Origin of the sequence: Streptomyces sp. NPDC102441 (assembly GCF_044765585.1) — a bacterium.
In the GTDB taxonomy this organism is placed as follows: Bacteria; Actinomycetota; Actinomycetes; order Streptomycetales; family Streptomycetaceae; genus Streptomyces.
Genome location: NZ_JBIWKH010000014.1, coordinates 254,757 through 267,725 on the forward strand (window position 1 = coordinate 254,757; position 12,969 = coordinate 267,725).

Here is a 12,969-nt window from a genome sequence, read left to right on the forward strand (position 1 = left end):
AGCTTCAGGGTCACTCTAGCCAGCGCCTGTGACACACCGCGCCCCAGGTTGCACATGCGGTGCTCAACTACATCCGAAGCGTTACGCCTTGGGCGGTGTCGCCACCGCCGCCTGCGGGCGGATCGGGAGGCGGTTGACCGGGCGGCCCGTCGCGGCGCGGACCGCCGAGGCGACCGCCGCCGGGGAGGTCACCACCGGGGCCGCCGAGGCCGGCTTGGCGCCGAAGGGGGCCACCACGTCGCGTTCCTCGATCAGTTTGACGATGCGGATGTCCGGCGCGTCCAGGGCCGTCGGAAGCGCGTAGCCGGTGAGGTCCGGGTGGCGGATCAGGCCGCGGGCGGTGCGGAGGTTCTCCGTGAGGGCCGCGCCGATGCCCTGGGTGACGCCCGCCTCGATGCGGGTCGCCAGCTGGGACGGGTTGAGGATCCGGCCGACGTCCTGGGCGACGGCCATCTCCACCACCCGGACCGAGCCGAGTTCGATGTCGACGTCGACGACCGCGCGGACCGCGCAGAACGCCAGGCCCACGAACGCGTCGCCCTGGCCGGACTCGTCGAGGGGCTCCGTGGGATGGGGGCGGCACTGGGCGGTGGCCCAGAGTTCCTTGCCGTCCATCGCCTCCATGACCGTCGTGGACAGCACACCGTCGTACGAGGTGATCTTGCCGTCGGCGATCTGGAGGAGCTCCGTGGACATCCCGAACTTGTGGGCCAGGGGCTGGAGCAGCTGGGTGCGGACCATCTTGGCGGCGCGTTCGATCGCGCCGCCCGAGACCCAGGTGTGGCGGCCGTGCGTCGCCGGACCCGCGGGGGGCTGGTCGGTGTCCACCGCCGCCACATGGACCTCTTCGACGCCCAGAGTCTCCTGGACGATCTGGCGGGCGAGCGTGGTGAAGCCCTGGCCGGTCTCGACGGCCGCGCAGATGACGGTGGCGACGCCGTCGTGGACCCGGACCGTGGCCGTGGAGACCTCGTCGGTGCCCTCGGCGCCGAGCATGTGGACCATGCCGAGGGCGTAGCCGACACCTCTGCGTACGGCCCCGGGTTCGCCGGCGCCCTCCGGGCCCCCGGGGAGCAGCCAGTCGTCCTCGGGAGTGTCCTTGGGGAGCGCGGGGAGCGGGAAGTCACAGAGCGCGCCAAGGAGTTCCGCGACAGGCGCGGGGCAGGTCACGGTCTGGCTCGTGGGCAGGATGTCGCCCGTGGAGAGGGCATTGCGCAGACGGAGCTCGACCGGGTCCATGCCCAGCTTCGCCGCCAGCTTGTCCATCTGGCCCTCGTACGCGGCGCAGACCTGCATCGCGCCCTCGCCCCGCACATGCCCGGAGGGCGGGTTGTTCGTACGGACCGCCCAGCCCTCGATGAAGGCGTGCGGTACGACGTACGGACCGCAGGCGAAGGCCACGGCGGCGGCCAGGGATTCGGACGAGGAGTCGGCGTACGCGCCCGCGTCGAGGAGGATCTGTGCCTCGACCTTGACCAGCCGTCCCTCGGCGTCCGCGTGGTGGCGGTAGCGCAGCAGGGTGGGGTGTCGGTGGGCGTGTCCGAGGAAGGACTCCTCGCGGGTGGCGGCCAGTTTCACGGGGCAGCCGGTGCGCAGGGCGAGCAGGCCCAGCGGGATCTGGAAGCCGGGGTCCTCCCGGTCGCCGGTCGCTCCGGGGACACCGGTCACGACGACCTTGACCCGCTCGGGGTCCAGGCCGAAGCAGGCGGCGGCCAGATCGCGGTCGGTGTGCGGGTCGGTGGACGCCGTGTAGAGCTCGACGCCGCCGTCGGGGCGGGGCACGGCGAGGCCGGCCTCCGCACCGATCGGGGCGGGGTCCTGCCGGCCGATGCGGTACAGCCCCTCGACGATGACCTCGCCCACGGTGTCCGGGTCGCCGTAGCGCAGGGGGATGTGGCGGATGAGGTTGCCGTCGGGGTGCAGCGGTTCGGCGGCGAAGGCCTTCTCGGGGTCGGTGACGGGTTCGAGGACCTCGTACTCGACGGTGATCGCCGCGGCGGCCAGCCGGGCGGTGTCGGGGTGGTCGGCCGCGACGGCGGCGATGGCCTCGCCGTGGTGGCGTACGAGCTCCGAGGCGAACACGGGACGGTCGACGACCCTGCGGCCGTACGAACCGTCCCCCGGGATGTCCTCGTGCGTGACGACGGTACGTACCCCCGGCATGCCCGCGGCGGCCGTCGTGTCGATCGACAGGATGCGCGCGTGCGGGTGCGGGGAACGCAGCACCGCGGCCCACAGCAGCCCCTCGGCCCACAGGTCGGCCGCGTACGGGAAGGTGCCCTCGGTCTTGGCACGGGCGTCGGCGGGCGGCAGCGAGGTGCCCAGTCCGAGCGCGGGCAGCTCCTGGTCCGGGTCGGGGCCCTCGGGCGGCGGTGTCGTGTGCGTGGTGGTCGCGGTGGCTGCGTCGCTGGTCACGCCGCCTCCTTGTCGTTCGCTCCGCTACGGCGGCTGGTGGGGGTGGGGATGACCGGTGGTGCGGGAGACGGCGCGGTGTTCACCGGACGTCTCCCTCGTGTGCCTGGACGCTGCCCGCGCCGGGGGCGGCCTGGTGCGGGATGCGTGGTTCGGCGTCGTCCGGGGCGGTCGCCGCATCCGCGGTCGCCTCGCGGCCCGCGACGACGTCGCGTACGGCGTCGAGCACACCCCGGTAGCCGGAACACCGGCAGAGGTTGCCGCACAGGGCCTGCCGGGTCTCCAGCTCGCTGGGGGCGTGGTTGCCCTCCAGGAGGTCGTGGACGGTCATGGCCATCCCGGGGATGCAGAAGCCGCACTGGACGGCCCCGCACTCGGCCAGGGCCCGCTGGACGTCGGACGGTTCGCCGTCCACCGCGAGTCCCTCGACGGTACGGACCTCGCTGCCCGCCGTGGTGGCGGCGGGTACCAGGCAGGAGGCCACGAGCCGGCCGTCGACCTGGACGTTGCAGGCACCGCACTCGCCCTGCGAGCAGCCGTCCTTGGCGCCGGCGAGGCCGAGGCGCTCCCGGAGGACGTAGAGCAGTGATTCACCGATCCAGGCGTCGCTGACAGGGCGGTCCGCGCCGTTCACATGGAGGACGTACGAGGCGGAGGGGTGCTCGCTGGGCCCGGCCGAGGGGGCCTGGCCGGCCGGCTCCTCCGGGGGCGCCAGGCCGTGTTCGGGAGCGGGTTCGAGGCCCGGGCCCCCCTCCGGCGCCTCGGCCTCGGGGGTCTCGGTGGCCGGCTCCAGGATCTCCGCGTCCGGCTCCGGGGCTTCGGCCACGTGTCCAGCGGCTTCGGCCACGCGTCCAGCGGCTTCGGCCACGCGTCCTGTGGCCTCCACGGCGGCCTCGGGGCCCTCAGGGGCCTCCTCGGTGGCCGCGTCGGTCTCCGGAGCTCCCACGGGATCCGAGGCCCCGGGCGGGGCCTCCTCCGGGGCGGCCTCGGGTTCGGCGGCGTGCTCCTGCGTCGCCCACGGGGCGGGCGCACCGCCCGGCAGTGTGGCCGGGGGCGCGTCCGCGTACCACTGGGAGGCCATCGCGGACGCCGCGAACTCGCCGGACTCCTCCGGGAGGTCGCCGTTCGCCACCGGGATCGTCCACTCGCCGGTGTGGCCGGCGGGCTCGGGAGCCGGTTCGGGTTCGGGCTCCGCGGGGACGGCCTCGGTGAAGTTCCACTGGGCCGTCGTGGACGACGTCTGCGCGTACTGCGACGTGTCCGGGTAGGGCTGCCGGTACGGATCCTGCTGCTGGTTCGGGTCGGGCCAGTGCACCGGCCCCGGTACGGACTCCGCACCCTCGGAGGGGCCGGCCGCCCGCTCCTGCTGGCTCTGCGTCTGCACGACCCAGCTGCCCGTGGCCGCCGGGTCGAGGCCCGCGGCCGGGGTCAGCGGCAGGATCATCGGCGGTACGTAGCTGTGTCCTGGGGCGGCCAGCGGGTCGCTCCCGAGGCCGGCGAGGTCCTCCGGCGGGATGTGGACGAAGGCGGTCGCCTCGGCGTCGTACTCACCGCCCTGCGGGGTCGGCTGCCAGCCGGCGTACGGGTCGGGCTGCCCGTGCTGCTGCTCGGGGTTCTCTTCATTGCTCACGACAGTGCCCTCCCCAGTGCGCGTCGGGCGAGCGCGGCGACCGTGCGCCGCAGGTGCAGGACGGCGGGCGACAGCGGAGGTGCCTCTCCCCCGTCGTCCGGTGGAGCCTGGTCCGGGATGCAGGCCGCCGCGACGTACTCGCCGAAGGCGGCCAGAGCGTCGGGGGCCAGGCCGCGTTCGCCGTCCCAGTCGATCAGGGAGGCGATCCAGCGTTCGGCCTCCAGGGGCCGCAGAGGCATCGGGGCGATCGCGCCGACCGCGCAGCGCACCCCGCGCCGCGCCGGGTCCAGGACGATCGCGACGGAGGCGGTGGCGCGGCCGGGCCCGGTGCGGCCGGTCGCCTTGAGGAAGACCTGGGGGGCGTGGAGCAGCGGTACCCGGACGAAGCCGATCAACTCGGCGGGCTCGAGCATCTCGCGGCCGGCCAGCAGGTGCGAGACGGGGATCTCACGGCGGGAGCCCCCGGGGCCCGCGATGACCAGCTCGGCCTCCAGGGCGGCCAGGACCGGCAGGGAGTCGCCGGTCGGGGCCGCGGTGGCGATGTTCCCGCCGAGCGTCCCGGCGTTACGGATCTGGGGCGGGCCCGCGGCGCGGGAGGAGGCGGCCAGCGCGGGGATGAGCGCGGCGAAGTCGGGCCGGCCCATGCGTGCGTGGGTGAGGCCGGCTCCGAGCAGGGCGTGGCCGTCCTGGTAGTGCCAGCCGCGCAGCTCACTGATCCGGCCGAGACCGACCAGCCCCGAGGGACGCAGGAGCCCCTTGTTGACGGCCGACATGAGGTCCGTGCCCCCGGCGACGGGGACGGCGGCAGGCATGGCGCCGAGAGCCGCCACGGCCTCGTCGAGCGAGGCCGGGAGCGTCACCGACCGCATCGCCTGCGGTGCGTGCGTGGTCAACCCAGCTGCCCCTTCCCGGTGTCCCGGCAGTCCCGCCTGTCCGCCGTACGGTACGTGCTCACGGCCGGGACGTGGCAACTCTGGCACATCTTCCAGGCTGCCCGACGCGAGGGTCCGCGAAGGGTGTTTCCGTCCACGACCAGGGGAAAAGTCACTTTTGGCAGTCCTTCTGCCCTGCGCACGAATTGACACTCTTCAGCGGGTTCGTACGACTTATTCGGGCCCCCTGGCCGACAGACGGGGCGGGGGTCACACAGTCGGGGGCGGTCCCTCGATCGGGCGACCCAGGACGCCGGGCCGGCGTTGCCACGGCCGGGGGCCCGTCGGCGGCCGGTAGCCGACCCCCAGGGCGTCGAGGCGGGCGTAGTGGGTGTTCATCCGGCGTTCGAAATCGGCGAAGTCCCGCTCCCCCGGGGCCGGGAGACACGACCAGGCGACCTCGGCGAAGGCGGCGAGCCTCGGGAACACCTGGTAGTCGACCCGGTCCCGGTTCTGCATGACCTCGGTCCAGACGTTGGCCTGGGTGCCCATGATGTGCCCCGACGCCTCCTCGGAGAGGCCCGGGGGCACGGGCTCGAAGCGGTATACGTCCTCCAGGGTGCGGACGTATCCGATGGGCATCGGCTCGTCGGGGCCACCGTCCTGACGGTAGTCCAGGTACACCTGCTGCAGGGGGCACATCACGACGTCGTGCCCGGCCTCGGCGGCGGTGGTGCCGCCCGCGTAGCCCCGCCACGACGTCACGGCCGCGCCCTCGGCGAGGCCACCCTCCAGGATCTCGTCCCAGCCGATGAGGCGGCGGCCCCTGGCGGTGAGCCAGCGGTCGAAGTGGCGGATGAACCAGGACTGGAGCTCGTCCTCGTCGGCCAGTCCGGCGTCTGCCATGCGCGCCTGCGCCGTCGGCGACGCCTTCCACTGGTCCTTGGGGCATTCGTCACCGCCGATATGGATGAACGGCGAGGTGTCGGCCGGGAAGAGTTCGAGCACCTCTTCGAGCACCCCCTCGAAGAAGCGCAGGGTGTTGTCAGTGGGGGCGAGTACGTTCGGATTGACGCCCCAGGTGTCCCACACGGAAAGCGCGGAGGTGTCGATGACGTCGGTGTTGCCCAGTTCCGGATACGCGCTGATGGCTGCCTGCGAGTGGCCCGGGATATCGATTTCGGGGACCACCCGGATATGCCGCTCGGCGGCGTACGCGACGATCTCGCGAATGTCGTCCTGCGTGTAGAAACCGCCGTGCGGGGTCTCGTCCCAGAGTTCGGAGGCGCGGTGGCCGTATTTGGTGCGTGCGCGCCAGGCGCCCGCCTCCGTGAGCCGGGGGTGACGCTTGATCTCGATGCGCCAGCCCTGGTCGTCGGTGAGGTGGAAGTGGAAGACGTTCAGTTTGTGTGCGGCCAGCAGATCGAGCATGCGCAGCACGCCGTCCTTGGGCATGAAGTGCCGCGCCACATCGAGCATCAGACCGCGCCAGCGGAAGCGCGGGCCGTCCTCGATCTCCGTGAAGGGGACGGCCTTCCGCGCACCGGCGGCGACAGGCGCGCGGCGGAACGCCTCGGGGTCGAGGAGCTGACGGAGGGTCTGCGCGCCCCAGAACACTCCGGCCGCGCTTCCCCCGGTGATCCGTACGCCCCAGGTGGGCGCCACACCCAGCCGGTAGCCCTCGGGCTCCAGCGAGGGGTCGATGCCCAGTTCAATGGTGTTCGGGGCGCCCTCGGCGTCCACGCCGGCCGGAGCGAGCGGCAGCCCGAAGGCGGCTCCGAGCGTGGTGCGCAGCCAGCGCTCCGTGGTCTCGGTGCCGGGGCCCGCCGACAGTGTCGTGGCCTCGTCGAGGACGAATCCACCGCTGCCTTCGCCGCCGGTCCGAGCCGGTGCCGGAATCAGGTTGTCCATGTGTCAGTCCTTCACCGCGCCGCCGAGTCCGGAGACCAGGCGCCGCTGTACGAGGACGAAGAAGACCAGCACGGGAATGGTCATCACCGTCGAGGCAGCCATGATCCCTCCCCAGTCGTTCTCGTCGGGTTTGAAGAAGACCAGCAACGCCATGGGCAGCGTCGACTGGGAGGTGTCGCTGATGATGAACGACTTCGCGAACAGGAAGTCGTTCCACGTCGAGATGAACGAGAAGACACTGGTCGCCACGAGACCGGGAAAGACCAGCGGGAAGAGGATCTGCCACAGGAACCGGGTGCGGCTCGCCCCGTCGATGTAGGCCGCCTCCTCCAGGGCGTCCGGGACCGCCCTGACGAAGCCGCGCAGCATCCAGATCGCGAAGGGCAGCGAGAAGGCGAGGTGCGGCAGGATCAGTGATCCCAGCGTGTTCAGCTGCCCGAAGTCCCGCATCAGGAAGAACAGCGGGATCGTCAGTGCTTCGACCGGCACCATCTGCGCCACGAGGAACATGATGAGCAGGGTCGTGCGGAATCTGAAGCGGAACCGGGTCACGGCTGTCGCGGCGAGGAAGGCGATCAGCGCGGACGCGATGACCACCGTGCCGGCGACGACCAGGCTGTTGAGGAAGTAGCGGCCGAATTCCTGCTGTTCGAAAACCCGGCGGAACGAGTCCAGGGACGGTGCAAGCGTCCAGGGGCGGGCCTCGGTGGACTGGACCTCGCCCGCCGGCTTGAAGGCGGAGAGCACCATCCAGTACAGCGGGAAGGCCACCACGACGGCGATGACCAGAGCCGTGGCCTCCGCCGCCAGCCTTCCGGGCCGGCGGACGCGCAGCAGCGTGCGTGCGCTCACAGTTCCTCCCCCTGGCGCCGCACCAGGCGCAGATAGACGAGCGTCACGGCCAGCAGGATCACCAGCATCACGACGCCGATCGCCGATCCGAGGCTGTACTGCGAGGACGCGAACGCCTTCTGGTACGCGTACACGTTGAGCACCAGGTTCTGTCCGGCGATGCCGCCGCCGTTGGTCATGACGTAGATCTGGGTGAAGACCTTGAAGTCCCAGATGACCGACTGGATGGTGACGACGACGAGGATCGGCCGCAGCATCGGTGCCGTGACCGCCCGCCAGATGCGCCACTGCGAGGCGCCGTCCAGCGAGGCCGCCTCCAGCACCTCGGTGGGGATCGCGCGGATGCCGGCGTACACGGTCACCATCACGAACGGGAACGAGCACCAGAGCACTTCCAGGAGCACCAGTGCGAAGGCGCTGTAGCGCCCGTACGTCCAGGAGAAGTCGCCGAGTCCCAGCACCTTGTTGACCGGGCCGAAGTCCGGGTCGAAGAGGAACACCCAGACGGTCGATCCGGTGATCGCCGGGGTCGCCCAGGCCCCCAGCGCGGCCATCATGAGCGCGAGCCGGGGCAGGGCGCGGATCCGGGTCAGCAGGACGGCCAGGGCGCAGCCGACGAACAGGGTGGCGAGCACACAGGCCGCGGCGAAGACCACGGTCGCGAGGAGCACCTGCCAGAACTGGCTGTCGCCGAAGAGCGTGGCGTAGTTGCCGAAGCCCTGGAAGGTGGTCGGTTCGCCGCCGCTGACCTGGGCCTGGGTGTACTCCAGGAAGGAGATCAGGCCCAGCTGGTAGATCGGGTAGACGAGGAGCCCGCCGAGCAGGACGAGCGCCGGGAGCAGATAGAGCCAGGGGGTCCAGCCGGAGCGGCGCGCGGGCGACGCCGGACGGCGCCGGGGCGGGCGGGCCGGCGCCCCGCCCGCACGGGGCGGGGCGGGGGCCTTGTGCGGTGCGGTGTTCGCGGTCATCGTCAGCCCGCTTCGGCGAACGCCGCGTCCATCTTCTTCGCCGCGTCGTCCGAGGCGGCGGCCACGTCCTTACGGCCGCTGACGATCTCCTGGAACATGGTCGGCAGGATCAGCGAGGCATCGATCTGGCCCCAGGCCGGGGAGGCCGGGACGAACTTCGCGCCCGCGCCGAGCGTGTCGACGAAGGGGCCGACGAAGGGCTCCTTCTTCGCGGCGGTGCCGAGCACGTCCGTGTACGTCGGCAGGAAGCCCATGGCGTCGAACATCTTCGCCTGTGTCTTCTTGCCGGTCAGGGACTTCATCAGGTCGACCGCGAGGGTGCGGTGCGAAGTGCTCTTGAGCACGCCGATGTTGTTGCCGCCGGCGAACGCCGGGGCGATCGAGTCCTTCTTCACACCGGGCAGCGGCACGACGGCGTACTTGCCCTTCACGGTGCCCGCCTCGACCGCGGTGTGGCTGAAGTCGCCGCCGATAGCCATGGCCGCCTTGCCGGACGCGAAGGCGGTGACGGTCGCGTTGCCGCCCATGGCCGCGCACTTGGAGGCCGGGCAGTTGTCGTCGCCGAAGAGCGAGGTGTAGGCCTCGATGCCCTTGCGGGCCTTCGCGCTGTTGACGGCGGACCGGTAGGCCACCCCGGTCTCGTCGGCCAGCTCGCCGCCCTGCGCCCAGATGAAGGGCATCGCGCCGTAGGTGTACGCGCCGCCGACCGCGAGACCGTAGAGGTCCGGCTTCTCCTGGTGGATCTTCTTGGCGGTGGAGATCAGCTCGTCCTGGGACTTCGGGGGCTCGATGCCGAGCTCGTCGAAGACATCGGTGCGGTAGTACAGCGCCCGTACGCCGACGAAGAGCGGCGCCCCGTACACCTGGCCGCCGACCGTCACGGACCGCTTGGCGGTCGGGTCGGTGTCCTTGGCCTCGTCCCAGGCGGCGAACTCCTTGCTGACGTCGGCCAGTCCGCCGTCCTTCACATAACCGGCGGTGTCCGTGTTGCCGTACTCGATGAGGTCGGGGGCGCTCTTCGGGTCGTTGAAAGCGGCCTTGATGCGCTGGGCCCGGGTGTCGACGGGTATGTACTCCACCTCGACCTTCGCGCCCTCGTGGGACTTCTCGAAGCCGGCGACCGCGGCGTCGACGACCTTCTCCTTGGGCTTGTTGCCGACCTCCTGGAAGAGCCAGACGCGGAGCGTCCCGGACTTCTCGTCACCCTCGGCGCCGGTGTCGGAGGTCTGCGGCGCACAGGCGGTTGCGGTGAGGCCGGCCAGCACAAGTGCCGTGGCCGGAGCTGCGATTCGAGCAGAAAGCTTCATCCGGGACCCCTACCGGTCAATCGTTGCATTCCATGCAACGCGCGTTTCGTTCTGCACAACTCGCAGGAGACTAAGGGCGCCTCAGCATGCCGACAAGTGGTCTCAACCACTCTGTGACCTCGCGGCGCAGCCCGTGCAACGCGGACCCGCGCTCCCGCCGCGTCAACGGCGGGAGCGCGGGGGTGCCCGGGCATGCGAACGGCCCCCGCGCCACGCGTCTCCGCGCGCCCCGGGGGCCGGGTCAGGGTCCGGAAAGAGTTATGAAGGATAAAGGGACATAAGGGCTGGAACGGGCTACTTCTTGCCGCTGTTGTCCTTGCCGCCCTTGCCCTTGTCCTTGTCGCCGCCGGCGCCCATGGACTCGTAGATCTCCTTGCACATGGGACAGACCGGATACTTCTTCGGGTCGCGGCCGGGGACCCAGACCTTCCCGCACAGTGCCACCACGGGAGTGCCCTCCAGGGCGCTCGCCATGATCTTGTCCTTCTGGACGTAATGGGCGTAGCGCTCGTGGTCACCGTCGCCGTTCGACACCTGCGGCGTCGGCTCTACGAGGGTCCCCGTACCTGCCCCGCGCTCGGGCTCAAGAGTGCTCATAACTGCCAAGCGTACTGAAAGCTCCGCGCATCAGTTCAGCGAAGGGTCGTCCGGATACGTCGCGATCATCGCCAGTTCGCTGCGCTGCCGCCGCAGAACCGAACGCCAGAGGTTCTCCGGGCGTGGCGACGAGACGTCGCCGGGTTCCGACTCGACCACGAACCAGGCGCCGTCCGTCAGCTCCGTCTCCAGCTGGCCCGGCCCCCAGCCCGCGTATCCGGCGAAGATCCGCAGCGAGCCGAGCGCCGCCGCCAGCAGCTCCGGCGGCGCGTCCAGGTCCACCAGGCAGATCGCCCCGTGCACCCGGCGCCAGCCGATTGGTGCTCCCCCGCCCGATCGGGGCCGGGAGCCGGGGAGAGCCCCCTCGTCCCCCGGGATCACCGCCACCCCCAGCGCGGAGTCGAGCGAGACCGGACCGCCCTGGAAGACCACGTCCGGCTCGCCGGTCAGGCCGGCCCAGGACGCGAGGATGTCCCCGACGCCGACCGGGGTCGGGCGGTTCAGGACCACGCCCAGGGAGCCCTCCTCGTCGTGGTCGAGGAGCAGCACCACCGCACGGTCGAAATTCGGGTCCGCCAGGGCGGGTGCGGCCACGAGCAGCCGTCCTGTGAGCGAGGACACCTCCGTCATGGCACAGATGATCCCGCATCTCGGCCCTCCGCGGGGGCCAAGTGGCGCGCCCGGCCCCGGACGGCGCCCCTCCGCAGCTCAGGGCGCACGGGCGCCGCACAGACGCACGGGGAGCGCACGATCGCGGGGCTCCAGGACGGTCCGTACGGACGGTGACGCTCCGCAAGGGCAGGGGATCAGAACGTGTTGTGGCGGATTCATGACGCTCATATACCCCCCGCAGCCTTACGGAAGGAGGGCGGAAGCCCATTACCCTTTTGGTGGCCCCCTGCCCGACCACTCCGGAACGCGAGTTACATGACCGGCACAGACGATGTCCTGCTTGTCCACGGCGGCACCCCGCTGGAGGGCGAGATCCGCGTCCGAGGCGCCAAGAACCTGGTGCCCAAGGCAATGGTCGCCGCGCTGCTCGGCAGCGGGCCCAGCCGGCTCCGCAATGTGCCCGACATCCGCGATGTGCGGGTGGTCCGGGGGCTGCTGCAGCTGCACGGCGTGACCGTCCGCCCCGGCGACGAGCCGGGCGAACTCATCCTCGACCCGTCGCACGTCGAGAGCGCGAACGTCGCCGACATCGATGCCCACGCGGGCTCGTCGCGCATCCCGATCCTCTTCTGCGGCCCCCTGCTGCACCGTCTGGGCCACGCCTTCATCCCCGGCCTCGGCGGCTGCGACATCGGCGGCCGGCCGATCGACTTCCACTTCGAGGTGCTCCGCCAGTTCGGCGCCACCATCGAGAAGCGGGAGGACGGCCAGTACCTGGAGGCCCCGCAGCGGCTGCGGGGCACGAAGATCCGGCTGCCGTACCCGTCGGTGGGCTCCACCGAGCAGGTGCTGCTGACCGCCGTCCTCGCCGAGGGCGTCACCGAGCTGTCCAACGCGGCGGTCGAACCGGAGATCGAGGACCTCATCTGCGTACTGCAGAAGATGGGCGCGATCATCTCCCTGGACACCGACCGGACCATCCGGATCACGGGTGTCGACCGGCTCGACGGTTACACCCACCGGGCGATCCCGGACCGCCTGGAGGCCGCCTCCTGGGCGTCCGCGGCGCTGGCGACCGAGGGCAACATCTATGTGCGCGGCGCCCAGCAGCGCTCGATGATGACCTTCCTCAACACCTTCCGCCGTGTCGGGGGCGCCTTCGAGATCGACGACGAGGGCATCCGCTTCTGGCACCCGGGCGGCGCGCTGAACGCCATCGCCCTGGAGACGGACGTGCACCCCGGGTTCCAGACCGACTGGCAGCAGCCGCTCGTGGTGGCCCTGACGCAGGCCGCCGGACTGTCGATCGTCCACGAGACGGTCTACGAGTCCCGGCTCGGCTTCACCTCGGCACTCAACCAGATGGGTGCGCACATCCAGCTCTACCGCGAGTGCCTCGGGGGCTCCGACTGCCGTTTCGGGCAGCGGAACTTCCTGCACTCGGCGGTCGTGTCCGGCCCCACGAAGCTCCAGGGCGCGGATCTGGTCATCCCGGACCTGCGCGGCGGGTTCTCGTACCTGATCGCCGCCCTGGCGGCCCAGGGCACGTCCCGTGTGCACGGCATCGACCTGATCAACCGCGGCTACGAGAACTTCATGGACAAGCTCGAGAAGCTCGGCGCGAAGGTCGAGCTCCCCAACGGTTCACTCGTCTGACGCTCCCCCGGCGCGCTCCGGCGCGCGCACAGTGCTGCCGCACACAGCATTGCGCACCCTCGCACCACAGTCCGCCGCCCCGGCCCCCACGAGGGACCGGGGCGGCGGACTTTTCCGTGCCCGGCCCACATCGGCCCGGCGCCACATCGGCC

The 12,969-nt window shown here is 71.3% G+C and carries 10 protein-coding genes; 1 reads left to right on the forward strand and 9 read right to left on the reverse strand.

The features are described from left to right. Positions 1-81: 81 nt before the first annotated feature. The 9 genes from ACIREO_RS29285 to ACIREO_RS29325 form a co-directional block, all read right to left on the reverse strand. Positions 82-2,415 (reverse strand): xanthine dehydrogenase family protein molybdopterin-binding subunit, encoded by a 2,334-nt coding sequence (locus tag ACIREO_RS29285; protein ID WP_404115555.1) that lies wholly within the window; start codon positions 2,413-2,415, stop codon positions 82-84. Positions 2,416-2,494: 79 nt separating this feature from the next. After that, positions 2,495-4,042, reverse strand: a complete 1,548-nt coding sequence (locus ACIREO_RS29290) for a 2Fe-2S iron-sulfur cluster-binding protein (protein ID WP_404115557.1) — start codon at positions 4,040-4,042, stop codon at positions 2,495-2,497. Further along, positions 4,039-4,935 carry an FAD binding domain-containing protein gene (locus tag ACIREO_RS29295; RefSeq protein WP_404115559.1) on the reverse strand — a complete coding sequence of 299 codons (897 nt, stop codon included), beginning with the start codon at positions 4,933-4,935 and terminating at the stop codon, positions 4,039-4,041. The genes ACIREO_RS29290 and ACIREO_RS29295 overlap by 4 nt, the downstream gene beginning before the upstream one ends. Before the next feature lie 249 nt (positions 4,936-5,184). Then, positions 5,185-6,825 (reverse strand): beta-N-acetylhexosaminidase, encoded by a 1,641-nt coding sequence (locus ACIREO_RS29300; RefSeq protein ID WP_404115561.1) that lies wholly within the window; start codon positions 6,823-6,825, stop codon positions 5,185-5,187. A 3-nt stretch (positions 6,826-6,828) separates the two neighbouring features. Further along, positions 6,829-7,677: a carbohydrate ABC transporter permease gene (locus ACIREO_RS29305; RefSeq protein ID WP_404115563.1), complete on the reverse strand. Its 849-nt coding sequence runs from the start codon at positions 7,675-7,677 to the stop codon at positions 6,829-6,831. Continuing rightward, on the reverse strand, positions 7,674-8,645 hold the full coding sequence (locus ACIREO_RS29310) for a carbohydrate ABC transporter permease (protein WP_404115565.1): 972 nt from the start codon (positions 8,643-8,645) through the stop codon (positions 7,674-7,676). The genes ACIREO_RS29305 and ACIREO_RS29310 overlap by 4 nt, the downstream gene beginning before the upstream one ends. 2 nt (positions 8,646-8,647) lie before the next feature. Beyond that, positions 8,648-9,952, reverse strand: coding sequence for an extracellular solute-binding protein (locus tag ACIREO_RS29315; RefSeq protein ID WP_404115567.1), 1,305 nt, complete (start codon positions 9,950-9,952; stop codon positions 8,648-8,650). 294 nt (positions 9,953-10,246) lie between these two features. Then, complete coding sequence (locus ACIREO_RS29320) at positions 10,247-10,549, reverse strand: DUF3039 domain-containing protein (RefSeq protein WP_042837321.1); 303 nt, start codon at positions 10,547-10,549, stop codon at positions 10,247-10,249. A 30-nt stretch (positions 10,550-10,579) separates the two neighbouring features. Continuing rightward, positions 10,580-11,179 (reverse strand): YqgE/AlgH family protein, encoded by a 600-nt coding sequence (locus ACIREO_RS29325; RefSeq protein ID WP_404115569.1) that lies wholly within the window; start codon positions 11,177-11,179, stop codon positions 10,580-10,582. 297 nt (positions 11,180-11,476) lie between these two features. Here ACIREO_RS29325 and murA point away from each other — a divergent pair, with 297 nt between their 5' ends. Next, entirely contained in the window at positions 11,477-12,817 is a 1,341-nt protein-coding gene (gene murA, locus ACIREO_RS29330; protein WP_404115571.1) for a UDP-N-acetylglucosamine 1-carboxyvinyltransferase, read from the forward strand. Positions 12,818-12,969: the final 152 nt, after the last annotated feature.